Origin of the sequence: Geodermatophilus sp. CPCC 205506 (assembly GCF_051383635.1) — a bacterium.
Classification (GTDB): Bacteria; Actinomycetota; Actinomycetes; order Mycobacteriales; family Geodermatophilaceae; genus Geodermatophilus.
The window spans coordinates 1-25,783 of sequence record NZ_JALPKP010000032.1; the positions used below are offsets into that span (position 1 = coordinate 1).

A 25,783-nucleotide genomic window follows, 5' to 3' on the forward strand; every position below is an offset into this window, starting at 1 on the left:
CTTGTGCCGCCGGACCCGGCGGGCGCCGGGACGGCCGGCGGGGGGCCGGGGAGGGGGCTCGCGGGCGGCGGCACCGGCGACGGCGCGACGGAGTCCGCTGCCTCCGCGACCGGGCCCGGCTGGACCGCCCCCGACACGGCCGGCACGGCGGGACCCACGGCACCGGCGGCGGCGTCCGGAGCCGGCGGGAGGGGGGCGGCCGGCAGCGCAGCGGCGGATCCGGCGACGGGCTGCGGCACACCCGCCGCCCGCGGGAGGACGCCGGTCCCGACCGGCGTGACGACGTCGGCCACGGGCGCGGCGACGTCCCGGACAGGGGGCAGGACGTCGGCGACCACGGGCGCCACGACGTCGGCCACCGGGCTCACCGCTCCGGTCACCGGGGCGACGATCGCCGGGGCGACACGGGTGAGTTCGGCGCCCACCGGCGGGGCGACCGCACCGAGGGCGTCGGTTCCCGGCTCCAGGTCGGGCAGCGCGGCGTCCACGACCCCGGTCAGCAGGGCTGCCGGGGACGCGGGCCCCTCGTCGGCCGAGGCGCCGGACGCTCCGGCCAGCCACAGGCCGAGGCCGAACCCGCCGAGCAGCAGGGTCCGGGCGAGCCGGCGGTGGGGGCGTGCAGGAGCATCGTCGGACATCTCCTCACCCCCACTCCTCGTACTCGATTAGTCACACGAGGTTATGGCCAGAGAGCGGCGGCAGCGCGCCGAGAGACGTCGTCCGAACGGGCGAACTCCGGTCCGCGCCGTCACCCGGCGTGACCCCGCGCCGGGCGACCGCGGCGGCCCCCGGTTGCTGCACATCGGGGTCCGGAACTCCGCGGAGGTGAGGGCGCGGGATCTGTGGGTACCGGCGGCCCCGGACCACACCCGATCGAGAGACTCCCCATGACCCAGCTCGACACAGACCTGGCACGTCCCGCAGCCGCCCCCATCCCCCTCCGCCCGCGCGGACGACGGCTCGCCGGACGGCGGGTGGTGGTGACCGGCGGGGCCGAGGGCATCGGTGCGGCGATCGTGCGGGCCTTCGCCGACGAGGGCGCCACCGTCGCCGTCGTCGACCCCCGCGGCGAGTCGGCCGGCCGGTTGGCCGCCGAGGTCGGCGGGCGGGCGTACCGCGCGGACCTGACCGACCCGCTCGACACCCGCGAGGCGATGGAGAAGGCGATCGGCCGGCTCGGCGGCGTCGACGTGCTGGTCACCTGCGCCGGCGAGCAGCGGTACGCGCCGCTCCTGGAGATGGACCCGGTCGACCTCGGCGACGCCTTCACGCTGCCGACGCAGTCCATGCTCGTCGCCATCCAGGCCGCGGCCTGCGCGATGGTCGGCTTCCGTGCCCCCGGCGACGACGCCGTCGGCAAGATCGTCGCGGTGACCAGCGCCGGCGGGCCGGGCGGCGGCGGACCGGCGCACCACGCCGCGGCCAAGGCCGCGGTCGTCGCGCTCACCCGGGCCGCGGCGCAGGAGCTCGGCCCGCACGGCATCACGGTCAACTGCCTGTGCCCGGGCAACGTGCTGCACGGGACCGCCGCGCGCAGCCGGCGCGAGGTCGCCGAGTGGTCGGCGCACTCGCCGCTTGGCCGGCCGGGCGAGCCGCAGGACGTGGCCCGCGCCGCGCTGTTCCTCGCCTCCAGCGACTCGGACTACCTCACCGGCGACGCGCTCAACGTGGCCGGCGGGATGGCCCTGCACTGACACACTGCCGGGCGTGCGGGCACAGGACTGGGACGCGCGCTACGCCGAGCAGCAGCAGTGGTCGGCCGGGCCCAACGCGCTGGTCGCCGAGCTCCTCGCCGGCCTGGTGCCCGGCCGGGCGGTCGACCTCGCGGCGGGGGAGGGGCGGCACGCGCTGTGGCTGGCCGACCTCGGGTGGCAGGTGACCGCGGTCGACTTCTCCGCGACCGGGCTGGGCCGCGGCCGGGAGCGGCCCGGCGCCGACCGGGTGGCGTGGGTGACCGCCGACGTCCTCGACTGGGACGCGCCGGCGGCCTCGCACGACCTCGTGCTGGTCGCCTACCTGCACTTGCCGGAGGCCGACACGACCGGACTGCTGCGGCGGGCCGTGGGCTGGCTGCGTCCCGGTGGTCGGCTGCTGGTCCTGGGCCACGACGTCGACAACCTGGCGCACGGCGTCGGCGGCCCGCAGGACCCGGCGATCCTGCACAGCGTGGCCCGGCTGGCCCCGGTGGCCGAGTTGCTCGCCGTCGACCGGCTGGAGCAGGTGCGCCGCGAGACCCCGGCCGGCACCGCGCTGGACACGCTGCTCTGGGGACGGCGGAGGGCCTGAGACGTCGTCCCCCGGCGGTAGCCTGCCGCGCGTGATGGGGATGGGCGGGGTCGGTGGTGAGCGGGCGCGACGACGACGGCGGCTGGTCGCCGGCGTCGTGGTGCTCGCGCTGGTGATCGTGGCCGGGGCGACCGTGCTGTCCCTCGCGCTCGGCTGAGGAGGGGCAGTGGAGAACGACATCGAGGCCTGGTTCGCCGCGGCCGGTCCGCGCGAGGAGGAGCTGCGCCGGGTCGACGCACTGGTCACCGCCGCCGCGCCGGGCATCGACCGGCAGCTGGTGCCGGCCGGCGCGCAGCAGATGCTCGGCTACGGCCTCATGCCCTACCGCCCGAAGTCGGCCAAGGAGACGACGATGTGGCCGCTGATCGCCCTGGCGGCGCAGAAGCGGCACCTGTCGCTGTACGTCTGCGCGGTCGTCGACGGCGAGTACCTGCCGGAGACGCGGGCGGAGCGGCTGGGGAAGGTCTCCTGCGGCCGCAGCTGCATCCGCTTCACCTCGCTGGAGAGGGTGGACGCCGGCGAGCTGGGCACGCTGGTCCGAGACGCCGTCGCGGTCACGAGGGCGGGCGGGAACGCCTACTACGCCGCCTGATCAGCCCGGCCGGCTCAGGTGGCCGGTGAACCAGTCGCGGGCCAGCCCGGCGGCCTCGTCGAGGGTGCCCGGTTCCTCGAACAGGTGCGTGGCCCCGGGGACGACGGCCAGCCGGTTCTCGCAGCACAGCCGGGCCTGCGCCGCCCGGTTGAGGTCGAGGACCTGCTCGTCCCGCCCGCCCACGATCAGCAGCGTCGGTGCGCGGACCTCGCCCAGCCGCGCCCCGGCGAGGTCGGGCCGCCCGCCACGGGAGACCACCGCGCCGACGCCGTCGTCCCGGGCGGCCGCCGACAGGGCCGCCGCGGCGCCGGTGCTGGCGCCGAAGTAGCCCAGCGGCAGCCGCGCGAGGTCCCCGCGGCGCACGTCGGCCGCGACCGCGGCCAGCCGCTCCGCCAGCAGCTCGACGTCGAACACCGCGCTCCGGTCGGCCTCCTCGGCCGGGGTGAGCAGGTCGACCAGCAGCGTGCCCAGCCCGGCGGCCTGCAGCAGCTCCGCCACCCGCCGGTTGCGGGGACTGTGCCGGCTGCTGCCGCTCCCGTGCGCGAACACGACCAGCGCCGTGGCACGCGCCGGCACGGTCAGCCGCCCGGGCAGGGACAGCCCACCGGCGTCCGCGGTCACCTCGTCGTCCCGGGGCGCCGGGCTCCCGGCCCGCGACCGCCGCAGCAGCTCGACCACCTCGTCGTCGGCCGTGGGCCCGAAGTCGTCGTAGGCCTGGCCGACGGCGGCGAACCGGTACGGGCTCTCCAGGCAGACCAGCTCGTCGACCTCCGGCTCGATCTCGCGCAGCGACTGCGGCGAGCCGACGGGCGCGGCCAGCACCACCCGGGCCGCCCCGTGCGCCCGCGCGACGGCGCAGGCCGCGCGGGCCGTGGCACCGGTCGCGATGCCGTCGTCCACGACCACCGCCGTCCGGCCCTCCAGCGGCGCCCGGGGACGGTCGCCGCGGAACTGCCGGGCCCGCCGTTCCAGCTCCTCCTGCTCCCGCTGCCGGACGTCGGCCAGGGTCTGCTCGGCGACGCGGCCCATGCGCAGCACGTCGTCGTTGACCACCACGACGCCGTCCTCGCCGACCGCCCCCATGGCCAGCTCCGGGCGCTGCGGCAGGCCGAGCTTGCGGACCAGGATCACGTCCAGCGGCGCACCGAGGGCGCGGGCCACCTCGGCGGCGACCGGCACGCCGCCGCGGGGCAGGCCCAGCACGACGACCTCGGGCCCGGCCATCGACGCCAGCCGGCGGCCCAACTGGGCCCCGGCGTCCCTGCGGTCGGCGAACGGCACGCGCCACCTCCTCCGCTGCCGTGCCCATGCTCCGCGCACGGGCCCGGGGAGACCAGAGGCCGGTGCCCCGCGGCGGCCGGATCGGGCCGCCGGGGACCTAGGTCCCTGGTGCCGCCTCCGGGCGCCCGCAACCCTGGGTGGCGTCCGATGCCGACCGGTGTCGACCACGACCCCACCGGCACGCCCCCTTGGAGGGCCCACCGCATGACGCTGACCGACGATCCCGCCGTCGACCAGGCCGTCGCCCGACTCGCTGACGAGTTCCGGGCGCGCCTGCGGCCGCAGGTGATCGGCACCGTGGTCCGCAACAGCCGACGGGACCTCAGCGGAGTACCGGCCACCGCGCTGCCGGAGCTGGTCGAGCGCCTGGCGCGGGCGCGGCTGGAGGCCCAGAGCTGAGCCGCGCGGGTCGGATCCGCCGGAGGGGTTGACCTCGAGCGCGCTCGAACTCCTTCGATGACGGCGTGCGCGCCATCCGACTCCACGCCTTCGGTCCCGCCGGCAACCTGGTCCTCGACGAGCTGCCCGACCTGCACCCGGACCCCGGTCAGGTCCGGGTCGCGGTGGCGGCCAGCGGCGTCCACCTGCTCGACACCACGCTGCGCCGGGGAGAGCCCGGCCCCGTCCCGCTCCCCGAGCTGCCGACCGTCCCCGGCCGGGAGGTCGCGGGCCGCGTGGACGCGGTCGGCGACGGCGTCGACGCCGCCTGGCTCGGCGCGCGCGTGGTCGCCCACCTGGGCGCGGTCCCGGGCGGGTACGCCGAGCAGGCGGTCACCGCGGTCGGCTCGCTGTTCCGCGTGCCCGACGACGTGGGTGCCGACGCCGCGGTCGCCGCCGTCGGCACCGGCCGCACCGCCCAGGGCATCCTGGAGCTCGAGCCGCCGTCCGCCGACGACGTCGTCCTGGTGCCGTCCGCGGCCGGCGGGCTGGGCTGGCTGCTTGTGCAGGCCGCCCGGGACGCCGGCGCCACCGTGGTGGCCGCCGCCCGCGGGGAGGCGAAGCTGGCGCGGCTGGCCGACCTCGGTCCGGACCTGCTGGTCGACTACGGCGACCCGGGCTGGGCGGCCGCCGTCCGCGCGGCCGTGGGCGGGGTGAGCCTCGTCTACGACGGCGTCGGCGGCGAGGTGGGCCGGACCTGCCTGGAGCTGCTCCGCCCCGGCGGGCGGCAGGTGCTGTTCGGGTTCTCCGCGGGCCGGCCGACCGCCTTCGACACCTCCGACGTGGTCGCCCGCGGGATCTCGGTGGGCTGGAGCCTCGGCCCGCGGATGGCGGCGCTCCCCGGCGGCATCCCGGGCCTGGCCGGGCGGGCACTGGAGCGGGTCGCCTCCGGGGCGTGGTCGCCGCTGGTCACCGCCTACCCGCTCGCCCGGGCGGCCCGGGCGCACGAGGACCTCGAGCAGCGGCGGGCCATGGGCAAGGTGGTGCTCCGACCCGGGGAGTGACGCGGTTGCCGGTCGCCGGAGGATGGCGGGGTGGGCTACGTCGACGTGATCGGGATCCGGCACACCCTCCCCGACGGTCGGGTGCTGCTCGACGACGTCTCCTTCCGCATCGGGGACGGGGCGCGCGCCGCGCTGGTGGGGGAGAACGGCGCGGGCAAGACCACGCTGCTGCGGATCATCGCCGGCGACCTGACCCCGGAGGCCGGCTCGATCGCCCGGACCGGCGGCCTCGGCGTGATGCGGCAGTTCATCGGCTCCGTCCGCGACGACAGCACGGTCCAGCGGATGCTCATCGACCTCTCGCCACCCGCCGTCCGGGCGGCCTGGGACACGCTGGAGTCCGCCGAGCTCACGCTCATGGAGACCGATGACGAGCGTTCGCAGATGGCCTACGCCGACGCGCTCGCGCAGTGGGGTGACGCGGGCGGCTACGACGCCGAGGTCACCTGGGACACGGTCACGGTCGCCGCCCTCGGCGTTCCCTACGACCGCTGCAAGTACCGCGAGCTGTCGACGCTCTCCGGTGGGGAGCAGAAGCGGCTGGCGCTCGAGGCGCTGCTGCGCGGTCCCGACGAGGTGCTGCTGCTGGACGAGCCGGACAACTACCTCGACGTGCCCGGCAAGCGGTGGCTCGAGGAGCGGCTGCTCGACACCCGCAAGACCGTCGTGTTCGTCAGCCACGACCGGGAACTGCTCGCGCGGGTGGCCGACCGGGTGGTCACCGTCGAGGGCGGGACGGCGTGGGTGCACGGCGGCGGCTTCGTCAGCTACCACGCGGCCCGGACGGCGCGGCACGAGCGGCTGGCCGAGCTGCGGCGACGGTGGGACGAGGAGCACCAGCGGCTGATCGACCTGGTGCGCACCCTGCAGCAGCAGGCCGCCAACTCACCGGACATGGCCAACCGGTACCACGCGATGCAGACCCGGCTGGCGAAGTTCGAGGCGGCCGGCCCGCCGCCGGAGCGCCCGCCGGAGCAGAAGGTGGCGATGCGCCTGCGGGGCGGGCGCACCGGCGTCCGGGCGGTGATCGCCGAGCAGTTGGAGCTGACCGGGCTGATGCGGCCGTTCGACCTGGAGGTCTGGTACGGCGACCGGGTCGGCGTCCTGGGCGCCAACGGTGCGGGCAAGTCGCACTTCCTGCGGCTGTTGGCCGGTCAGGACGTCGCGCACACCGGCGCGTGGCGGCTGGGCGCCCGGGTGGTGCCGGGGTTCTTCGCGCAGACCCACGCCCATCCGGAGTGGCAGGAGCGCACGCTGGTCGACCTGCTCTGGCACGGCGAGCCGGGTCGTCCCGGCGTCGACCGCGGCCGCGCGATGGCGGCCCTCCGGCGCTACGGCCTGGCCGACTCCGGCGACCAGCTGTTCCGCACCCTCTCCGGCGGGCAGCAGGCGCGCTTCCAGGTGCTGCTGCTGGAGCTCTCGGGCGCCACGCTGCTGCTGCTCGACGAGCCGACCGACAACCTCGACGTGCTGTCGGCCGAGGCGCTGGAGGAGGCGCTCGAGGCGTTCGACGGGACGGTGCTGGCGGTCACCCACGACCGGTGGTTCGCCCGCTCCTTCGACCGCTTCCTCGTGTTCGGTGCCGACGGGCGGGTCTACGAGTCGGCCGAGCCGGTGTTCGACGAGACCCGGGTGCAGCGCGCCCGCTGATCGGCCGCCGTCGTTCCGCCGGCTCTCTTCCGCGTTGATCATGGGGATCCGGAACCTCGTTCCGGCGGGTCTGCCTGTGTCGCCGGGGAGAAGCCCATGATCAACGGGGGGCGGGGCACGGGTGTCAGGGTGGCTTGACAGTCAGGGTGGCCTGACGGACGCTGGGTCATGGCCGACATCGACGTCCTGGACCGCGAACTGACGCTCGCCGCCGCCGTCCGCCGGTACGAGGAGTTGCGCACGCGTGACTCGCTGGCCGACCCCGACGACCCCGGCGGCCCGCGGCCGCTCGGCCGCGCCGACGCCCTGGAGCTGCTGGCCCTCGGGGAGGTGATCGCCCGCAAGGCCGGGCAGGGGCGGCAGCTGACCGTCCGGACGGCGCGGGTGGCCGGCGCCTCCTGGGCCGAGATCGGGCAGGCGCTGGGCACCACGCGCCAGTCGGCGTGGGAGGCGCACCGCCGCTGGATCGACGGGCAGGTGCGCCAGCACGGCACGGTCGGCGCGATCGGCTTCGACGAGGACGACGCCGCGGCCGCCCGCGCGCTGGCGGGCGCCGACGCAGACTGAGGCTCGCTCAGCCGAAGGCCCGGCCCTCCCCGCGGTAGGTCGGGACGGCGCCGGTGAGGGCGTCCCCGGCCAGGGTGTGCAGCACGTCGACGTGCTCGCACAGCTCACCGGCCTTGGCGTGCCGGAACCAGACGCGGTCGCCGACGCCCAGCCGCTGCGCGGCCCGTCCGTGCAGCGGGGTCTGCACCTCACCGGCGCCCTCGGTGGCCAGCAGCCGCAACCCCGCCGGGTACACCGGGCGGGGCAGCCGGTCGGTGCCCGCCGGCCCGGACGCCACCCACCCGCCCCCGGCGACGGTCACGGTGCCCGGCGCCGGCACGCGGGTCACCGGCAGCGCGAACAGGCCGGCCGGGCGGGCGCTGAACGCCCGGTAGCCGTCGAACAGGGTGGGAGCGTAGAGGCCGGAGCCGGCGGCGCACTCGGTCACCGCCGGGTCGGCCGCGGTGCGCTCGAGGCTGCCGGTGCCCCCGCCGTTGACGAACTCCAGCGGCGCCACGGCGGCGACCGCGGCCACCACCGCGGCCCGCCGCTCGGCCAGCTCCCAGGCCGACAGCGCCTGCAGCCCGCGCACGACCAGCCCGCGCACCGGCCGGCGGGTGGGCGCGTCCGGCACGCCGGCGATCTGCGCCTCGTAGGCCATGACGCCGACCAGCGCGAACCCGGGGCGCGCGGCCACGGCGCGGGCCAGCGCCGCCGCCTGCGGCGGGTCGTGGACCGGAGAGCGGCGCACGCCCACGTGCACCCGGCCACCGGCGGCCCGCAGCGAGGCGTCGACGTCCAGGCAGACCCGGACCGGCGGACGCCGGCCGGGCGCGGCGACGGCGTCGACGACGTCGAGGTGGTCGACCGAGTCGATCATCAGCGTCACCCGCCCGGCCGCCGCCGGGTCGGCCAGCAGGGCGCGCAGCGCCGCCCGGTCGACCGTCGGGTAGCCGACGACGGCGTCGGTGGTGACCGGGTCGTCGCCGCCGGTCAGCCAGAGCGCCTCGGCCAGCGCGTAGGCGAGCACGCCGGCGAAGCCCGGCCGGGCCAGCACCCGGCGCAGCACGGCGCGGCAGCGGACGGACTTGCTGGCCACCCGGACCGGCCGGCCGGCGGCCCGGCGGACCAGGTCCGCGGCGTTGGCGTCCAGGGCGTCGAGGTCGACCACGGCCAGCGGCGGGTCGAGCTCGACGGTCGCCCGGTCCAGCCGGGCGCGGGCGGCCTCGGTGGACGGGGGGACGGTGCGCACCCGCGCGAGGGTCGCCGCCCGACAGCGGAGGGTCAACCCCCTTGCTGGGCCGTTGACCTGGGCTGTCGCCGCCGTGCAGAGTTCCTGCGACCGATCGGAGGAGGACCGGGTGACGGGGAGTGCGGTGCCCGGTGCTCCAGCGCGCTGGCGGAACTGGGCGGGCAACGAGCGCGCCGAGGTGGACGTGGTGCACGCCGCCTCGGTGGACGAGGTCGCCGCCGTCCTCACCGCCGCCGCGCGCGCTGGCCGGCGGGTGCGCCCGATCGGCTGCAGCCACTCCTTCTCCGCCATCGGGCGGCCGGAGGACGTGCAGCTGGTGCTCGACGAGCTGTGCGGGATCGCGGTCGGCGAGGACGGGCTGGTCACCGTCGGCGCCGGGACGCCGCTCTACCGCCTCAACGCCGAGCTCGCCCGGACCGGCTGGGCGCTGACCAACCTCGGCGACGTCGACCGGCAGACCGTCGCCGGTGCGCTGGCCACCGGCACGCACGGCACCGGCGCCCGCTTCGGCGGGCTGGCCACGCAGGTGCGGGGGCTCGAGCTGGTCACCCCGGACGGCGCGGTGCTGCACTGCGACCGCGAGAGCCACCCCGAGGTCTTCACCGCCGCCCGGGTGGGGCTCGGCGCCCTCGGCGTGGTCACCGCGGTGACCCTGCAGTCCGAGCCGGCGTTCGCGCTGCACGCGGTCGAGGGGCCGGGACGGCTGTCGACGGCGCTGCGCGGCTTCGAGGACCTGATGACCTGCACCGACCACGTCGAGTGCTACTGGTTCCCGCACACCGACGCGACGCTGGTCAAGTGCAACACCCGGGTGCCGCTGGCCGAGGGGCTGGACCCGCTGCCCCGCTGGCGGGCGGTGTGGGACGACGAGATCCTCGCCAACGCCGCCTTCGCCGGGGTGGTCGCCGCCGGCCGCCGGGTGCCGGCGCTGGTGCCGCCGCTGGCCCGCGTCTCCGCCCGCGCGCTCGGCCCGCGCAGCTGGACCGACCACTCGCACCGGGTGTTCGTCAGCCGGCGGCGGGTGCGCTTCCTGGAGATGGAGTACGCCGTGCCGCGCGCCGCGGCTCCCAACGTGCTGGCCGAGCTGCGCCGGGTCCACGAGGCCGGCGACTGGCGCACGGCCTTTCCCGTGGAGGTCCGGCTGGCCGCCGCCGACGACATCCCGCTGTCGACGGCGTCCGGTCGCGACACCGCCTACATCGCCGCCCACGTCCCGGCCGGCACCGACCCGGGCCCCTGGTTCACCGCCCTGGAGGCGATCGCCGGGGAGGTCGGGGGGCGGCCGCACTGGGGCAAGCTGCACGGCCTGGACGCCGACGTCCTGCGGCAGCGCTATCCCCGCTTCGACGAGTTCCTCGCCGTCCGGGACCGGCTGGACCCCACCGGCGTGCTCGCCAACGCCCACCTCGACCGGGTGCTGGGGCCGGCGCCGGGCCGCTGACCCGTCGCTATGCGGGGGTGCTGCCCACCTCGGCGAGCCGCGCCTCGTTCGCCGGTGCCGGCTGCCGGCGGCCGACCGACCGGGCGAGGACGGCGATGCCGGCGCCGACCACCGCGACGACGGCGCCGACCCACATCGGGGCGGTGTAGCCGAACCCCGCGGTCAGCACGAGGGCGCCCAGTCCTGCGCCGAGGGCGTTCGCCACGTTGAACGCACCCTGGTTGGCCGCCGACACCAGGCTGCCGCCGCGCACCTGCGCCGCCTCGATGACGCCGTTCTGCACGACCGGGCCGAGGGAGAAGGCGATGGTGCCGAAGAGGACCAGCAGCGCGACCGCGGCGACCGGGGTGCGGGCGAGGAAGACGAGCGCGACCAGGACGACGGCCGTGCCGAGCAGCCCGACCGCGACGAAGGAGAAGCCGTAGCGGTCACCGAAGCGGCCGCCGAGCAGGGTGCCCACGGTGGTGCCGACGCCGAAGAGCGCGAGCACGGGGGTCACCCACGCCTCGGGGATGCCGCCGAGCTCGGTGAGGATCGGGCTGACGTAGCTGTAGACGGCGAACAGCGCGGCGAACCCGACCATGGTCAGGCCCAGCACCAGCCACACCTGACCGCGGCGGAACGCGGCCAGCTCGGCGCGCAGGTCCCCGGGCTCGCCGACGTCCCCCGGCATCCAGGCCAGCAGGCCGGCGATCGTGACCAGGCCGATGACCGCGACCGCGCCCAGGACCAGCCGCCAGCTGGCCTGCTGGGCGACGAAGGTGCCGAGCGGGACGCCGATGACGTTGGCCAGCGTCAGCCCGACCATCATCAGCGAGATCGCCCGGGTGGCCCTCTCGGGTGCGACCAGCCGGCGGGCGGCCACCGCGCCGACGCCGAAGAACGAGCCGTGCGCGAGGGCGGTGAGCACGCGGGCGGCCGCCAGCGTCTCGTAGGTGGGCGCCAGCGCCGACAGCGCGTTGCCGACGACGAACACCACCATGAGGCCGACCAGCGTCTGCCGGGGCGAGAAGCGCACCCCGAGCGCGGTCAGCGTCGGGGCGCCGACGACGACGCCGATGGCGTAGGCGGAGATGAGCATGCCGACGGCGGACACCGAGACGCCGAGACCGTCGGCGATCTGGGGCAGCATGCCCATCACGACGAACTCGGTGGTGCCGATGCCGAAGGCGCCGACGGCGAGGGCGAGCAGGGCGCGGGGCACGGGAGCGGCTCCAGGGACGCGGGCACGGACGAGTGGGGCGGACTGCGTCGTCCTGCCGGGGGTCCCGGCGCACAGGACCCTCTCGGAGCCAAGGCGGCGTCCCGGGGGGACATGCCCGGGACGCCGCGTGGGTCTGCTCACACGGGCGCCCGCCCGCGGGAGGGCGCCCGGGGACGGTCAGGGCTTGAGCAGCACCTTGACCGTGCCGTCCTTCTTCTCGCGGAAGTTCGCGTACGCCTCGGGCGCCTGCTCCAGCGGCACCCGGTGGGTGGCGAAGTCGTCCACGCCGAGCGGATCGCCCTCGGTCAGCAGCGGCAGGATGTCGGGGACCCAGCGCCAGACGTTGGCCTGCCCCATGCGCAGCTGGATCTGCTTGTCGAACATCCGCATCAGTGGCAGCGGGTCGGTGGCCCCGCCGTAGACGCCGGACAGCGAGATGGTCCCGCCGCGGCGGACCGCGTCGATCGCCGTGGTCAGCGCCGCCAGCCGGTCGACGCCGGCCACCTGCATGACCTTCTCCATGATGGCGTCGGGCACGACCGCGGTGGCCTTCTGCGCGAGCGCGGCCAGCGGCGAGCCGTGCGCCTCCATCCCGACCGCGTCGATGACCGCATCGGCGCCGCGGCCCTCGGTGGCCTCCTGGATGGCGCGCACGACGTCCTTCCTGTCCGTCGTCCGGATCACCTCGGTCCCGCGGGCGGTGGCCCGCTGGATCCGCTCCGGGACGACGTCGGAGGCGTACACCTTCTCGATGCCCAGGTGGTGGGCGATGCGGGTGCACATGTCGCCGATCGGCCCGAGCCCGAGGACGAGCAGCGTGCCGCCGGGGGGCACCGCGGCGTACTGCACGGCCTGCCACGCGGTCGGCACGACGTCGGAGAGGTAGACGAAGCGGTCGTCGGGCAGGCCCTCGGGCACCTTGATCGGCAGCGTGTTGCCGAAGGGCACCCGCAGGTACTCGGCCTGGCCGCCGGGCACCTGGCCGTAGAGCTTGGTGTAGCCGAACAGCGAGGCACCGAAGCCCTGGTCGCGGTTCTGCGTCGTCTCGCACTGGGACTGCAGGCCCTGCGAGCACATCCAGCAGGTGCCGCAGGAGATGTTGAAGGGGACGACGACCCGGTCGCCGGGCGTGACCGCGGTCACCTCGGAGCCGACCTCGCGGACGACGCCCATCGGCTCGTGACCCATCACGTCGCCCACCGTCATGAACGGCGCCATCACCTCGATCAGGTGGAGGTCGGAGCCGCAGATGCCGCTCGACGTCACCTCGATGACGACGTCGGTGGGCTCCTGGATCGTCGGGTCGGGGACGGTGTCCACGCGGACGTCGGCTCGGCCGTGCCAGGTCACTGCGCGCATGGGGATGCACTCCTCGGATCGTCGCCGGAGGGGTCCGACGAGTGCCTCCTGCCCCTTCGTGACGTAGGTCGCGCGTGTTTCCGGCGCGGCCCGGCGCGTCAGGCACTGTGAGTCACATCGGTTCTACGCAACGTTGAATGACATCAGTGCAGCTCTGTGACCCAGGACACGAAACCGCAGGTCAGTACCCCTGTCCTCACATCACGAAACGGTCACGACGTGTTTACATGAGTCCCGTCCGCACTGCGGGCACCGCACGACGATCCCCGTCCCCCACGGAAGCCAGGTGCATGACTCAGCTCGCCCACGACCGTCTCCTCGATGAGGGCACGGCGCCCGCTCCGGGCCCCGCCACCCGACTCGACACGGCCGCGGCCCCGTCCTCGCGACGGGTGTCCGGACCAGCGACTGAGACGTCGCCCCAGACCATCTCGACGCCGCGCACGGGGGTCGCGCAGTCGTCGGAGAGCACGCCGTCCGAGACCGGTGCCCAGCCACGGCTGGCCGAGGTGGCCGACCTGGCCGACCTCACCGGGCAGGCCGAGGCCACCGCCCGCGCCGGCATCGACGACCTCACCGCGGACCACGAGGCCGCCGCGCCCGCGGTGGTCGTCACCCGGCTCGGCCGGCGCCGCGACCGGCGTCGCCCGGGCCCGCCGTCGGCGCACCGCCGTCCGGCGCTCTACCTGGCCGCGGCCCTCGTCGGCGCCGTCGGCCTGGGCCTGGTCACCGGCGGCGAGCACGTCGCCCAGGCCGACGGCGGAGCGTCGGCGAGCGACTCGGTGAGCGTGGCCGAGGAGCTCGGGCTGGACACGCAGTCCTCCGAGTCGGTCGCGGCCGCCATCGAGGCCGACGCCGCCACCGGCCTCGGCGAGATCGCCGCCAGCCGCACCGCCCGCGAGGACCAGGAGGCCGCCGCCGCGCAGGTGCAGGCCGAGGCCGACCGGCTCGCCGCCGAGGCCGCCGCGGAGGCGGCCCGGCCCGATGTCGTGCTGCCGGTCGCCGGCGCCCGGCTGACCAGCCAGTTCGGTGCCCGCTGGGGCAAGCTGCACGCCGGCATCGACCTCGCCGCTCCCATGCTGACCCCCGAGTACGCCGCCATGGACGGCGTCGTCCTCGAGGCGGGCCCGGCCAGCGGCTACGGCAACGTCGTCTACATCCAGCACGCGAACGGCGACGTGACCGTGTACGGGCACATGGAGGAGATCCTGGTGTCCGCCGGCCAGGTGGTGCGGGCCGGCGACACGATCGCGCTGCTCGGCAACCGCGGCCAGTCCACCGGGCCGCACCTGCACTTCGAGGTGCACGTCGGTGGCATCAACGGCGAGAAGATCGACCCGCTCCCCTGGTTGCGGGAGCGCGGCGTCCAGATCTGAGGAAGGACCACCCTTCCCCCCACGCATCGCAGGCTCGGCGCGGGGGCCCTGAAGGGCGGCCGCGTGGGGGAGACTCCCCGTGTGCGGCGCGGCGCGGGGAAGAGGGGCTGATGAGCTCCGACCACGGTCATGCGCACGGCCCGGCCACCGCCTCGGCGGCCCACCGCCGCCGGCTGGCCGTCGTCCTCGCGCTGACCGTCGCCGTCATGGTGGCCGAGGTCGTCGGGGCCGTCGTGTCGGGATCGCTCGCTCTGCTCGCCGACGCCGGGCACATGGCCACCGACGCCCTCGGCATCGGGCTGGCCCTCGGCGCGGTGACCCTGGCGCAGCGCCCGGCGCGCGGTCGCCGGACGTTCGGCTGGCAGCGGCTGGAGATCCTCGCCGCCGTCGCCAACGGGCTGCTCCTGCTCGGGGTGGCCGGGTACGTGCTGGTGGAGGCGGTGCGCCGGTTCGGGGACCCGCCGGAGATCGGCTCCGGCGTGATGCTCGCCGTCGCCGGCGTCGGCCTGGTGGTCAACCTCGGTGGGCTGGCGCTGCTGCACCGCGGCCGCGGCGACTCGCTGAACGTGCGCGGCGCCTACCTGGAGGTGCTCGCCGACGCGCTGGGCTCGGTGGCCGTCATCGTCGCCGCCGTCGTCATCGCCACCACCGGCTGGACGCCGGCCGACACCGTCGCCTCCCTCGCGATCGGCGTCCTGGTCCTGCCGCGGGCCTGGTCGCTGCTGCGCGACGCGGTCGACGTGCTGCTGGAGGCCGCCCCCCGCGGGGTGGACCTGGACTCGGTCCGGGCGCACGTGCTGGCGGTGGACGGGGTCATCGGCGTTCACGACCTGCACGCCTGGACCATCACCTCCGGCCTGCCCGTGCTGTCCGCACACGTCGTCGTCACCGACGAGGCGCTGGAGGCCGGGCACGGCGGCCGGGTGCTGGACGCGCTCTGTGAATGCCTGGGCGGGCACTTCGACGTCGCGCACTGCACCTTCCAGCTGGAGTCCCCGTCGCACGCCGGCCACGAGGCCCCGGTCCACGAATAGGGACCCCCGCCGGTCCGGGTGGGAGAGTGGGGGCGCAGTCGGAGACAGCGGGAGGCGTCGCGGTGGAGCACGGTCAGCACTCGGGCATGTGGGTGCCCGCGGACCCACCGACCTGGGGGCGGCTGTTCCTGCCGCACCTGGACGGCTGGTCACTGCTGGCGGCGCTGAGCCTGCTGGGCATCGTGGGTTACCCGGTGGCCGTCGCCGTCCTGCGCCGGTCGGGGGTGTCCTGGCCGTGGTGGCGGACGGCGGCCTGGGTGGCCGGCTGCGCATCGCTGTTCGCCGTCACCGGCACCTGGCTCAACGGCTACAGCATGGTGCTGTTCAGCGTGCACATGGCGCAGCACATGGTGCTGTCGATGGTGTCGCCGCTGCTGCTGCTCATGGGCGCCCCGGTGACCCTGGCGCTGCGCACGCTGCCGCGGGGCCGGCGCCTGGCCGGCGTGCCCCGGGCGCTGCTGCTCGACGCGCTGCACAGCCGGGTCGGCCGGTTCGTGGCACACCCGGGGTTCACGCTGCCGCTGTTCCTCGCCGGCCTCTACGGCGTCTACTTCACGCCGCTGTTCGACGCCCTGATGGACGACCCGCTGGGGCACCAGTTCATGCTGACCCACTTCCTGGTCACCGGGCTGCTGTTCTTCGGGCCGATCCTGGGTCAGGACCCGTGGCCGCGGACGACCGGGCATGCCGGCCGGATGTTCGAGCTGCTCATCCCGGTGCCGCTGCACGCCTTCTTCGGCGTCGCGGTGATGATGGCCGGCTCGCTGGTGGTGCGGACCTTCGCGAACCCGCCCGCCGCCTGGGACGTCGACGTGCTGGCCGACCAGAAGACCGCCGGCGGCATCGCGTGGTCCTTCGGCGAGCTGCCCATGGTGTTCGTGATGGCGGTCGTGCTCTTCTCGTGGATGGGCTCGGAGGAGCGCAAGGCCAAGCGGCTGGACCGCGCCGCCGTCCGCACCGAGGACGCCGAGCTGACGGCCTACAACGCCCGCCTGCGCGCGATGGCCGACCGCGCGAGCCCGCGTTGATCATGGGCTCGTTGCCCGGCTCGACGGCGTGTCCGGCCGTGTCGCCGACCACGAGCCCATGATCAACGCGGGGTGGGGTCAGCCCGCGTGCACCGCGGCACCCTCGGCGGGGAGGTCCTCCTTGGTGGCCTTGATGAGCACCGCGGAGACCAGCGCGCCGAGCACGAGCAGCGCCGCCGCCCACGTGAACGCCGTGGTGTAGCCCTCCACCTGCGCCTGGAGCCCGACCGCCGGGTCCTGCGGGTTCCCGCCCGAGGTCGCGACCCCGGTGACGTAGTCGGTGATCGCGCCCACCGACAGCGTCGCCAGCAGCGCGGTGCCGATCGAGGCGCCGACCTGCTGGGTGGCGTTGAGCACGGCGCTGGCCGCGCCGGCGTCGTGCGCACCGGCGCCGACGAGGGCCAGGTTGGACAGCGGCACGAAGGTGAAACCGAGGCCCAGGCCGAGCAGCAGCTGGCCGGGGAAGGCCAGCGACCAGAAGCCGCTGTCCACCTCGAGGAACGACAGCACGAACAGGCCGGTGGCCGCGAGCAGGCCACCGAGCACCATGAGCGGCTTCGGCCCGGTCCTGACCACCAGCGCGCTCGCCGCGCCCGCCGAGATGAGCACGCCCAGCGTGGTGGGCAGCGACGCGAGGCCGGCGTGCACCGGCTTGTACTCCAGCACCTGCTGGAAGTAGAGGCTGAGGAAGAAGAACGCCCCGATCAGCCCCGCGCCGACCAGCGTCGAGGTGAGGTACGCGCCGCCCCGGTTCCGGTCCAGGATGATCCGCATCGGCAGCAGCGGGTTGCGCGTCCGCAGCTCGAGGACGACGAACGCCGCGACCAGCAGGAGCCCGACGCCGATGAACGCGAGCGCGGCGGGGTCGGTCCAGCCGCTGTCGGCGATGCCGGCCGCCGCGTTCTCCTGCGACTTCTCCGCCACCTGGGTGAAGCCGTAGACGAACGACGCGATGCCGGCGGTGACCAGCACGGCGCCGGGGATGTCGTAGCTGGTGTCACCCGGGGCGCGGCTCTCCGGCACGATCGGGATGGCGGCGACGATGGCGACGACGGCCACCGGCAGGTTCACCCAGAAGCACCAGCGCCAGTCGGCGTACTCGGTGAGCACCCCGCCGAGCAGCAGGCCGACGGCCGAGCCGCCACCGGCGATCGCGCCGTACACGGCGAAGGCCTTGGCCCGCTCCTTCGGGTCGGTGAACAGGACGGTGAGCAGCGCCAGGGAGGCCGGCGCGAGCAGCGCACCGAAGGCGCCCTGCAGCGCGCGGGCGGCGAACAGCGTCTCCTCGTTCTGGGCGAGGCCGCCCAGCGCCGAGGCGATCGCGAAGCCGGCCGCGCCGACCAGGTAGGTGCGCTTGCGGCCCCAGAAGTCGGCGATCCGGCCGCCCAGAAGCAGGAAGCCTCCGAAGGTGAGCGTGTAGGCGGTGACGATCCACTGCTGGGAGGCCGCGGAGATCTGCAGGTCGGCCGAGACCGCGGGCAGTGCGATGTTGACGATCGTGGCGTCGAGGATCACGAGGAGGACGGTCACGGCGATGACCGCGAGGGCCAGCCACCGCCTCGGGTACGGCTCGTCGCCGACGTGCCCGGCGCCGGTGGCGCGCGTGGACGTGGGGTCTGTCATGGGGGTCCTCGAGGTCTTTCAGGGGGAGAGCCCGGGCATCGGGCGATCGGCAACCTAACGCCCTGCGACCATGTGCACGTGCCGGTTTCCCTGGTGTTCACGGCCGACACGCACGTCCCCAGGCGTGCGCGTGACCTACCTCATGCCCTGTGGGCCGCGATCGACGCGGCCGACGTCGTGGTGCACGCCGGCGACTGGGTGGACGTCGCCCTGCTGGACCGGCTGGAGGAGCGGGCGCGGCGGCTGCTCGCGGTGTACGGCAACAACGACCACGGGCCGCTGCGCGAGCGGTTGCCGGAGGTGGCCCGCGCCGAGATCGAGGGCCTCCGCGTCGCCGTCGTCCACGAGACGGGGGACCGGAAGGGCCGGGAGGTGCGCGCCGCCGCCCGCTTCCCCGACGCCGACCTCCTCGTCTTCGGGCACAGCCACATCCCCTGGGACACCACCGCCGGCACCGGCCTGCGGCTGCTGAACCCCGGCTCGCCGACCGACCGCCGCCGGCAGCCGCACGGCACCTTCGTCACCGCGGTCGCGGCCGACGGCGCCCTGCACGACGTGACCTTCCACCCGGTCGCCAGGTGACCGCGGTCCGGTGAGCGCCCGCCGTCCCTGGCCCCCGCGGGCCCTCGACCTGCTGGCCTGCCCGGTGTGCGGAGCGCCGCTGTCCGCGCTGCCCGGCGACACGGGGCTGCGGTGCGACGGCGGGCACGCCTTCGACCGGGCGCGGCAGGGCCACGTCACGCTGCTCCCGCCCGGGCACGTCCCGCCGTCGGGCGACTCGGGGGAGATGGTCGCCGACCGGGTGGCCTTCCTGGCCGCCGGGCACTACGCGGGGGTCACCGCCGCCCTGGCCGACGCCGTCGTCGCGGACGGCGACCCTCCGCCCGGCACGCTGCTCGACCTCGGCGGGGGGACCGGCCACCACCTGGCCGGGGTCCTCGACCGGCTGCCCGACGCCGTCGGGGTCGTCCTGGACTCCTCGCGGTACGCCGCCCGCCGGGCCGCCGGCGCCCATCCCCGGGCCCTGGCCGTGGTCGCCGACACCTGGGCCCGGCTGCCGGTGCGCGACGCCGCCGTCGACCGCGTGCTGGTCGTCTTCGCCCCGCGCAACGGGCCGGAGATCGCCCGCGTGCTGCGACCCGGCGGCCGGCTCGTCGTCGTCACGCCCGCCGCCGACCACCTCGTCGAGCTGGTCGGGCCGCTGGGGCTGCTGCAGGTGGACCCGGACAAGGCCCGGCGGCTGTCGGCGGCGCTCGAACCGCACCTCCGGCCGGTCGGGGCCGGCGGCCACCGCCAGCAGGTGAGCCTGGACCGGACCGCGGTCACCACCCTCGTCGGCATGGGGCCGCACGCGCGCCACCTGACCCCGGCGGCGCTGGCGGCCGCGGTCGCGGGGCTGCCGGAGCGCTCGGCGGTGACGGTGGCGGTCGACGTCACCGCGTGGGCGCCGGCCGGCTGAGCCGGGAGAGCCAGGTCACGGCCGGATCACGGCCGCGCGGGCCCCGGGAGCGCCGTCCGGCGTGCCTGCCCCTCTCGGCAGGAGGTGCCCCGGAGGCACCGCTTATGCTGCGGCGGTGACGATCGCACCGGCACCGATCGTGAGCCGCCCCAGCCCGGCTCGCGAGGTCCAGAGGGGTTCGCGCCTGTCGAACCTGTTGCGGACCACCGACCACAAGACCATCGGCCTCATGTACCTGGCCACCTCCTTCGCATGGTTCATGCTGGGTGGGCTCATGGCCATGCTCATCCGCGGGGAGCTGGCCCGGCCGGGGCTGCAGTTCCTGTCGCCCGAGCAGTACAACCAGCTGTTCACCATGCACGGCACGGTGATGCTGCTGATGTTCGCGACGCCGCTGTTCTTCGCGTTCGGCAACCTGATCATGCCGCTGCAGATCGGCGCCCCCGACGTCGCCTTCCCGCGGCTGAACGCCTTCTCCTACTGGCTGTTCCTCTTCGGGTCGATCATCGCGATGTCCGGCTTCCTCACCCCGGGCGGTGCCGCGGACTTCGGCTGGACGGCCTACACGCCGCTGTCGAACGTCGTGCACAGCCCGGGTGCCGGCGGCAACCTGTGGATCGCCGGCCTCGCGGTCAGCGGCCTCGGCACGATCCTCGGCGGCGTCAACTTCATCGCCACGATCGTCTGCCTCCGCGCGCCGGGGATGACGCTGTTCCGGATGCCGATCTTCACCTGGAACGCGCTCGTCACCAGCGTGCTCATCCTGCTGGCGTTCCCGATCCTCACCGCCGCGCTGTTCGCGCTGCTGGCCGACCGCAACCTCGGTTCGCTCGTCTACTCGGACGAGAACGGCGGGGCGATGCTGTGGCAGCACCTGTTCTGGTTCTTCGGGCACCCCGAGGTCTACATCATCGCGCTGCCGTTCTTCGGCATCATCACCGAGGTCATCCCGGTGTTCAGCCGCAAGCCGCTGTTCGGCTACAAGGGCATGGTCTTCGCGACGCTGGCCATCGGTGCCCTCTCGCTGGCGGTGTGGGCGCACCACATGTACGCCACCGGCGCGGTGCTGCTGCCCTTCTTCGCCTTCCTGACCTACCTGATCGCCGTGCCGACCGGCATCAAGTTCTTCAACTGGATCGGCACCATGTGGCGGGGTCAGATGACCTTCGAGACGCCGATGCTGTTCTCGATCGGCTTCATGGTCACCTTCCTGCTGGGCGGCCTCACCGGGGTGCTGCTGGCCAGCCCGCCGCTGGATTGGCACGTCTCGGACACGTACTTCGTCGTCGCGCACTTCCACTACGTCGTCTTCGGCACCGTCGTCTTCGCCGCCTACGCCGGGATCTACTTCTGGTTCCCGAAGATGTGCGGCCGGATGATGGACGAGCGGCTGGGCAAGCTGCAGTTCTGGCTGACGTTCATCGGCTTCCACGGCACGTTCCTGATCCAGCACTGGCTGGGCAACGAGGGCATGCCGCGCCGGTACGTCAACTACCTGCCCACCGACGGGTTCACCACGCTGAACACCATCTCGACCATCTTCTCGTTCATCCTGGGCGCCTCCACGATCCCGTTCATCTACAACGTCGTGAAGTCGTGGAAGTACGGGCGGCTGGCCGTGCGCGACGACCCGTGGGGCCACGGGAACTCGCTGGAGTGGGCGACCTCGTCGCCGCCGCCGCGGCACAACTTCGTGGAGATCCCGAAGATCCGCTCCGAGCGGCCGGCGTTCGAGGCGCACTACCCGCACCTGCTCGAGCGCCTCGAGCGGGAGGCCCACGCCGGCAAGCGGCACGAGCCGTACGCCAGCGAGCTGGGGGGCACGGCCGGGCCGCGGCAGGGGAGCAAGGACCCCGACCCGACCTGAGACAGGACCCGCCGAGTGCGACGCCCCGTCGGCCCCGGCCGGCGGGGCGTCGCCGCGTCCGGGGCGGGGTCGGTGGGGCGGCTCCCGGGCGGCGGAGCGCCGTGCGGCACGATGGCCGACGTGCCGCTGGACCCCTCCTCCCGACCGCCGTCGACCGCCCCGCTGGCCACTCCGCGGGCGCTGGTGACGGTCACCGGGGGGGACCGGCCGGGGGTCACCGCGCGACTGTTCACGGCGATCGCCGAGGCCGGCAGCGCGCGGCGGGCCATCGAGGTCGTCGACGTCGAGCAGGTCGTCGTCCACGGCCAGCTGGTGCTCGGCGTGGAGGTCACCGCCGTCGCGCTGGACGGCGCCGAGCCGGACGACGAGCCGTCGTTCCTCGCCCGGCTGGCCCGGTTGGCCACCGAGGTCGCCGACGCCACCGGGATGCAGGTGCAGGTCGACTCGGTCGACGAGGAGGAGCGGCAGAACGGCCGCGGCCACCACGTGATCGTGCTCGGCCGGCCCGTGCCGCCCGAGGCGGTCGCCGGTGCGGCGTCGGCGATCGCCGGGATCGGCGGCAACATCGACGCCATCCGCCGGCTGTCGGACTACCCGGTCGTCAGCTTCGAGCTCACCGTCTCCGGCGGGGAGTCGACCGCGCTGCGCACCGCGCTGGCCTCGGTCGCCGCCAGCACGGGGGCGGACATCGCCGTCGAGCCGGTCGGGCTGGCCCGCCGCAGCAAGCGGCTCATCGTCCTCGACGTCGACTCCACGCTGGTCCGCGGGGAGGTCATCGACGAGCTGGCCGCGCGCGCCGGGCGGGAGGCCGAGGTCTCCCGCATCACCGCGGCCGCGATGAACGGCGAGCTCGACTTCGCCCAGTCGCTGCGGGCCCGGGTGGCCACGCTGGCCGGGCTGCCGGTGGAGGTGCTCGACGAGGTCCGGGAGCGGCTGGTGCTCACGCCGGGCGCGCGCACGCTGATCCGCACCCTCAAGCGCCTGGGGTTCCGCTGCGGCATCGTCAGCGGCGGCTTCACCCAGATCACCGACCCGCTCGCCGAGGAGCTCGGGCTGGACTTCGCCGCGGCCAACACCCTCGAGGTCGCCGACGGCCGGCTGACCGGCGGCCTGGTCGGCGAGATCGTGGACCGCCCCGGCAAGGCCCGCGCCCTCGTCCGCTTCGCCGCCGAGCACGGGATCCCCCTCGACCAGACGGTGGCCGTCGGCGACGGCGCCAACGACCTCGACATGCTCAACGCGGCCGGTCTCGGCATCGCCTTCAACGCCAAGCCCTTCGTGCGGGAGCAGGCGCACACCGCGATCAACCAGCCCTACCTCGACGCCGTCCTGCAGGTGCTCGGCTTCACGAGGGACGAGGTCCTCGACGCGACGTGATCTGTCGCCCGTCCGGGCCCGGGGGGAGGGCCGTCGTGGCCACTTCGGCCCCTAGGGTCGGTGGACCGTGCCCTCCAGCTCGACGCCGGCGCCGCGGAGCTGGTCGAGCGCGGCCTCGGTGGTCGCCTCGCTGACGCCGGCGGTCAGCGGCAGCAGCACCCGGGTCGCGAACCCCTCGCGGACGGCGTCCAGGGCGGTGGCCCGGACGCAGTGGTCGGTGGCGATGCCCACGACGTCGACGGCGTCCACCCCGCGCCCGCGCAGCCAGTCGGCCAGCGGCACGCCGCCCGACCGCCCCTCGAATCCGGAGTAGGCGGCCGCGTACTCGCCCTTGTCGAACACCGCCTCGAGGGGCTCGCGCTCCAGTCGAGGGTGCAACTCGACGCCGCCGGTGCCGACCACGCAGTGCCGCGGCCAGGTCGCGACGAAGTCCGGCTCCGCGGCGAAGTGACCGCCCGGGTCGACGTGGTGGTCCCGGGTGGCCACGATGTGCGCGTACTCGCCGGCGCGCGCCCGCACGTGCTCGGTGATCGCCCCGGCCACCGCCTCGCCGCCGGCGACGGCCAGGCTGCCGCCCTCGCAGAAGTCGTTCTGCACGTCCACGACCACCAGCGCGCGGCTCATCGCTGACCTCCCGGGTTCACGCCACCACCGTCTCGATCGCGCAGTCCCCGCGGGACAGCGCCCACGCCTCCTGGGGCAGGGCGGCCCGCGCGCGCTCGTGGTGCGCGCGGGCGGCGGCCAGCGCCTCGCGGGGGGAGGCGGGGCTGCACACCCGGCCGCCGCGCACGAGCTCCACGACCAGCTGCCGGTCGCCGTCCTCGGGGGTGATCGGGCTGGCGCAGATGACCTCGGCCGTCGCCGTGCCGTCGGCGTCGTGCCGGCGGACGGCGTGCTTCCGGCCGCCCACGGAGTTCTTCCCCTCCGACTTCTTGGCCACCGGGACGCCGTCGCGCTCGACCAGCTTGTAGACCATCCCCGCCGTCGGGGCGCCCGAGCCGGTCACCAGCGAGGTGCCCACGCCGTACCCGTCCACCGGGGCGGCCATGAGGCCGGCGATGGCGTACTCGTCGAGGTCGCTGGTCACGATGATCCGGGTGGACGTCGCGCCCAGCTCGTCGAGCAGCTCCCGGGCGTGCGTGGCCAGCGTCGGCAGGTCGCCGGAGTCCAGCCGGATCGCGCCGAGCCCGGGGCCGGCCACCTCCACCGCCGTCCGGATGCCGCGGTCGACGTCGTAGGTGTCGACGAGCAGCGTCGTCCCCACGCCCAGGGCCGCCACCTGGGCCCGGAAGGCCGACGCCTCGTCGTCGTGCAGCAGGGTGAAGGCGTGCGCGCTGGTGCCGGCGGTGGGGACGCCGTAGCGGCGCCCGGCCTCGAGGTTGGACGTCGTGCCGAAGCCGACCAGGTGCGCGGCGCGGGCGGCGGCGACGGCGGCCTCCTCGTGCGTGCGGCGCGACCCCATCTCGATGCAGGGCCGGTCGCAGGCCGCGGCGACCATGCGGGCCGCCGCCGAGGCGATGGCGCTGTCGTGGTTGAGGACGGAGAGGATGAGCGTCTCGAGCAGCACACCCTCGGCGAAGGGCGCGCGGACGGTCAGCACGGGGGAGCCGGGGAAGAAGAACTCGCCCTCCGCGTAGCCGTCGACGTCCCCGCCGAAGCGGAAGTCGGCCAGCCAGTCCAGCAGCCGCGTGTCGGTGAGGCCCTGGGCGCGCAGCGCGGCGATGTCGTCGTCGGTGAAGCAGAAGCGGGGCAGCTGCTCGAGCAGGCGCGCGGTGCCGGCGACCACGCCGTAGCGCCGGCCGTGGGGGAGCCGCCGGGCGAAGACCTCGAACACGCAGTCGCGGTCGGCGGTGCCGTCGGCGAGGGCGGCGGCGACCATGGTCAGCTCGTACCGGTCGGTGAGCAGCGCGGGACCCGTCGACATGGCTCCGGAGCCTAGGCCGGTGAGGGGACGACGACCCGTCGGACGGCGGCGCCCGGACGGCGGATCGCCCGGCTCAGCGGCGCGTGGAGGCCGCCGGGCGGCGCACCCGCCGGGCCCGCCGGCCGAAGGTGAGCAGGACCAGTGCCACGAGCAGGGCGTCGAGCACGAAGAGGACGTAGACCATCCCGTGCAGCTCGACGTCGCGGACCGCCGCACCGATCGTCGAGACCAGCACGACGGCCGACAGCGCGAAGACCAGCAGCAGCGCCAGCACCCGCACGGTGACCAGCAGCACCAGCGAGGCGCGGTCGGCTCCGGCGTCGCTGCTGTAGTGGCCGCTGCGGTGCCGTACCCCGCCGATGCCGAGCACGAGGGCCGGCACCGCGACGACGACGACGCCGGCGGCCATCAACAGGTCGAGCACCACGAGACGGCACCGTATCCGGCGGCCCCGTCCGGGCACCGCGCAGAGGTCCTTCTAGACTGGCGCCGTGCTGCGCATCGACCGCGCGACCTACGACGCCATCGTGGCCCACGCCCGGGAGGACCACCCGGACGAGGCCTGTGGCGTCGTCGCCGGCCCCGAGGGCAGCGACCGGCCCGAGCGGTTCATCCCGATGCTCAACGCCGCGCGGTCGCCCACGTTCTACGAGTTCGACTCCGGAGACCTGCTGCGGCTGTACCGGGACATGGACGACCGCGACGAGGAGCCGGTGGTGATCTACCACTCGCACACCGCCACCGAGGCGTACCCGTCGCGCACTGACATCAGCTACGCGTCGGAGCCGAACGCCCACTACGTCCTGGTGTCGACCCGGCACCACGGCGAGCAGACCGGCCTGGCCGGTGACGAGGTGGAGTTCCGCAGCTTCCGCATCGTCGACGGCGAGGTGAGCGAGGAGGACGTCGAGGTCGTCGAGTCCTACCTGTTCGGCCACTCGCCCACGACCGTCGTCTACGACTGACCAAGGGCCCTCCTGCCCCCCACCGCTCGCGAGCTCGCGGCGGGACCCTGCAGGAGGGCCGCCGCAGGAATGCCCGG

25 protein-coding genes and 1 pseudogene are annotated in these 25,783 nt (G+C 75.2%); 17 read left to right on the forward strand and 9 right to left on the reverse strand.

Annotation, left to right across the window (positions count from 1 at the left end; all coding sequences use genetic code 11):
* Positions 1-638: pseudogene (locus MY520_RS17810) on the reverse strand (hypothetical protein); the annotation flags it as partial.
* Between the two features lie 249 nt (positions 639-887).
* Here MY520_RS17810 and MY520_RS17815 point away from each other — a divergent pair.
* The 4 genes from MY520_RS17815 to MY520_RS17830 are packed head-to-tail and all read left to right on the forward strand — an operon-like array spanning position 888 to position 2,878.
* A complete protein-coding gene (locus MY520_RS17815) occupies positions 888-1,694 on the forward strand; it encodes an SDR family NAD(P)-dependent oxidoreductase (RefSeq protein ID WP_436693895.1) in 807 nt (268 codons plus the stop codon).
* Between the two features lie 13 nt (positions 1,695-1,707).
* Complete coding sequence (locus MY520_RS17820) at positions 1,708-2,286, forward strand: class I SAM-dependent methyltransferase (RefSeq protein WP_436693896.1); 579 nt, start codon at positions 1,708-1,710, stop codon at positions 2,284-2,286.
* Positions 2,287-2,317: 31 nt separating this feature from the next.
* Positions 2,318-2,443 (forward strand): hypothetical protein, encoded by a 126-nt coding sequence (locus MY520_RS17825; protein WP_436693897.1) that lies wholly within the window; start codon positions 2,318-2,320, stop codon positions 2,441-2,443.
* 9 nt (positions 2,444-2,452) lie between these two features.
* Positions 2,453-2,878 carry a DUF1801 domain-containing protein gene (locus MY520_RS17830; protein WP_436693898.1) on the forward strand — a complete coding sequence of 142 codons (426 nt, stop codon included), beginning with the start codon at positions 2,453-2,455 and terminating at the stop codon, positions 2,876-2,878.
* Here MY520_RS17830 and MY520_RS17835 read toward each other — a convergent pair whose 3' ends face one another.
* A complete protein-coding gene (locus MY520_RS17835; RefSeq protein WP_436693899.1) occupies positions 2,879-4,159 on the reverse strand; it encodes a phosphoribosyltransferase family protein in 1,281 nt (426 codons plus the stop codon).
* A 204-nt stretch (positions 4,160-4,363) separates the two neighbouring features.
* Here MY520_RS17835 and MY520_RS17840 point away from each other — a divergent pair, with 204 nt between their 5' ends.
* The 4 genes from MY520_RS17840 (at position 4,364) to MY520_RS17855 (ending at position 7,818) form a co-directional block, all read left to right on the forward strand.
* Positions 4,364-4,558: a three-helix bundle dimerization domain-containing protein gene (locus MY520_RS17840; RefSeq protein WP_436693900.1), complete on the forward strand. Its 195-nt coding sequence runs from the start codon at positions 4,364-4,366 to the stop codon at positions 4,556-4,558.
* 65 nt (positions 4,559-4,623) lie between these two features.
* Positions 4,624-5,601 carry a zinc-binding dehydrogenase gene (locus tag MY520_RS17845; RefSeq protein ID WP_436693901.1) on the forward strand — a complete coding sequence of 326 codons (978 nt, stop codon included), beginning with the start codon at positions 4,624-4,626 and terminating at the stop codon, positions 5,599-5,601.
* Between the two features lie 30 nt (positions 5,602-5,631).
* Positions 5,632-7,251, forward strand: a complete 1,620-nt coding sequence (locus MY520_RS17850; protein WP_436693902.1) for an ABC-F family ATP-binding cassette domain-containing protein — start codon at positions 5,632-5,634, stop codon at positions 7,249-7,251.
* 168 nt (positions 7,252-7,419) lie between these two features.
* On the forward strand, positions 7,420-7,818 hold the full coding sequence (locus MY520_RS17855) for a hypothetical protein (RefSeq protein ID WP_436693903.1): 399 nt from the start codon (positions 7,420-7,422) through the stop codon (positions 7,816-7,818).
* A 7-nt stretch (positions 7,819-7,825) separates the two neighbouring features.
* Here MY520_RS17855 and MY520_RS17860 read toward each other — a convergent pair whose 3' ends face one another.
* Entirely contained in the window at positions 7,826-9,049 is a 1,224-nt protein-coding gene (locus tag MY520_RS17860) for an amino acid deaminase/aldolase (protein ID WP_436693904.1), read from the reverse strand.
* 109 nt (positions 9,050-9,158) lie between these two features.
* Here MY520_RS17860 and MY520_RS17865 point away from each other — a divergent pair, with 109 nt between their 5' ends.
* A complete protein-coding gene (locus tag MY520_RS17865) occupies positions 9,159-10,490 on the forward strand; it encodes a D-arabinono-1,4-lactone oxidase (RefSeq protein ID WP_436693905.1) in 1,332 nt (443 codons plus the stop codon).
* A gap of 7 nt (positions 10,491-10,497) precedes the next feature.
* Here MY520_RS17865 and MY520_RS17870 read toward each other — a convergent pair whose 3' ends face one another.
* Together MY520_RS17870 and MY520_RS17875 are read right to left on the reverse strand one after the other, a co-directional pair.
* Positions 10,498-11,694, reverse strand: coding sequence for an MFS transporter (locus MY520_RS17870; RefSeq protein WP_436693906.1), 1,197 nt, complete (start codon positions 11,692-11,694; stop codon positions 10,498-10,500).
* A 177-nt stretch (positions 11,695-11,871) separates the two neighbouring features.
* Entirely contained in the window at positions 11,872-13,053 is a 1,182-nt protein-coding gene (locus MY520_RS17875) for an alcohol dehydrogenase catalytic domain-containing protein (protein WP_436693907.1), read from the reverse strand.
* A gap of 392 nt (positions 13,054-13,445) precedes the next feature.
* Between MY520_RS17875 and MY520_RS17880 the strand changes: the two genes are divergently transcribed.
* The 3 genes from MY520_RS17880 (at position 13,446) to MY520_RS17890 (ending at position 16,491) form a co-directional block, all read left to right on the forward strand.
* Positions 13,446-14,429: a M23 family metallopeptidase gene (locus MY520_RS17880; protein WP_436693908.1), complete on the forward strand. Its 984-nt coding sequence runs from the start codon at positions 13,446-13,448 to the stop codon at positions 14,427-14,429.
* Positions 14,430-14,539: 110 nt separating this feature from the next.
* Entirely contained in the window at positions 14,540-15,463 is a 924-nt protein-coding gene (locus MY520_RS17885; protein ID WP_436693909.1) for a cation diffusion facilitator family transporter, read from the forward strand.
* Positions 15,464-15,525: 62 nt separating this feature from the next.
* Positions 15,526-16,491, forward strand: a complete 966-nt coding sequence (locus MY520_RS17890; RefSeq protein ID WP_436693910.1) for a cytochrome c oxidase assembly protein — start codon at positions 15,526-15,528, stop codon at positions 16,489-16,491.
* A 78-nt stretch (positions 16,492-16,569) separates the two neighbouring features.
* Here MY520_RS17890 and MY520_RS17895 read toward each other — a convergent pair whose 3' ends face one another.
* Positions 16,570-18,114, reverse strand: coding sequence for a DHA2 family efflux MFS transporter permease subunit (locus MY520_RS17895; RefSeq protein WP_436693911.1), 1,545 nt, complete (start codon positions 18,112-18,114; stop codon positions 16,570-16,572).
* A 78-nt stretch (positions 18,115-18,192) separates the two neighbouring features.
* On the opposite strand from MY520_RS17895, the gene MY520_RS17900 reads away from it, so the two are divergent.
* The 4 genes from MY520_RS17900 to serB all read left to right on the forward strand — a co-directional run bounded on the left by MY520_RS17900 (position 18,193) and on the right by serB (position 22,817).
* The gene (locus MY520_RS17900) at positions 18,193-18,696 is read left to right on the forward strand and encodes a metallophosphoesterase family protein (RefSeq protein WP_436693912.1); all 504 of its coding nucleotides are present in this window, start codon (positions 18,193-18,195) and stop codon (positions 18,694-18,696) included.
* Between the two features lie 49 nt (positions 18,697-18,745).
* Positions 18,746-19,573: a putative RNA methyltransferase gene (locus tag MY520_RS17905; RefSeq protein ID WP_436693968.1), complete on the forward strand. Its 828-nt coding sequence runs from the start codon at positions 18,746-18,748 to the stop codon at positions 19,571-19,573.
* Between the two features lie 115 nt (positions 19,574-19,688).
* Entirely contained in the window at positions 19,689-21,440 is a 1,752-nt protein-coding gene (gene ctaD, locus MY520_RS17910; RefSeq protein ID WP_436693913.1) for an aa3-type cytochrome oxidase subunit I, read from the forward strand.
* A 111-nt stretch (positions 21,441-21,551) separates the two neighbouring features.
* On the forward strand, positions 21,552-22,817 hold the full coding sequence (gene serB, locus MY520_RS17915; protein ID WP_436693969.1) for a phosphoserine phosphatase SerB: 1,266 nt from the start codon (positions 21,552-21,554) through the stop codon (positions 22,815-22,817).
* Positions 22,818-22,868: 51 nt separating this feature from the next.
* Here serB and MY520_RS17920 read toward each other — a convergent pair whose 3' ends face one another.
* The 3 genes from MY520_RS17920 to MY520_RS17930 all read right to left on the reverse strand — a co-directional run bounded on the left by MY520_RS17920 (position 22,869) and on the right by MY520_RS17930 (position 25,168).
* Entirely contained in the window at positions 22,869-23,441 is a 573-nt protein-coding gene (locus MY520_RS17920; RefSeq protein ID WP_436693914.1) for a nicotinamidase, read from the reverse strand.
* Positions 23,442-23,457: 16 nt separating this feature from the next.
* Positions 23,458-24,741 (reverse strand): nicotinate phosphoribosyltransferase, encoded by a 1,284-nt coding sequence (locus MY520_RS17925; protein ID WP_436693915.1) that lies wholly within the window; start codon positions 24,739-24,741, stop codon positions 23,458-23,460.
* Between the two features lie 73 nt (positions 24,742-24,814).
* Positions 24,815-25,168 carry a hypothetical protein gene (locus MY520_RS17930; RefSeq protein ID WP_436693916.1) on the reverse strand — a complete coding sequence of 118 codons (354 nt, stop codon included), beginning with the start codon at positions 25,166-25,168 and terminating at the stop codon, positions 24,815-24,817.
* A 64-nt stretch (positions 25,169-25,232) separates the two neighbouring features.
* On the opposite strand from MY520_RS17930, the gene MY520_RS17935 reads away from it, so the two are divergent.
* The gene (locus MY520_RS17935; RefSeq protein ID WP_436693917.1) at positions 25,233-25,706 is read left to right on the forward strand and encodes a Mov34/MPN/PAD-1 family protein; all 474 of its coding nucleotides are present in this window, start codon (positions 25,233-25,235) and stop codon (positions 25,704-25,706) included.
* Positions 25,707-25,783: the final 77 nt, after the last annotated feature.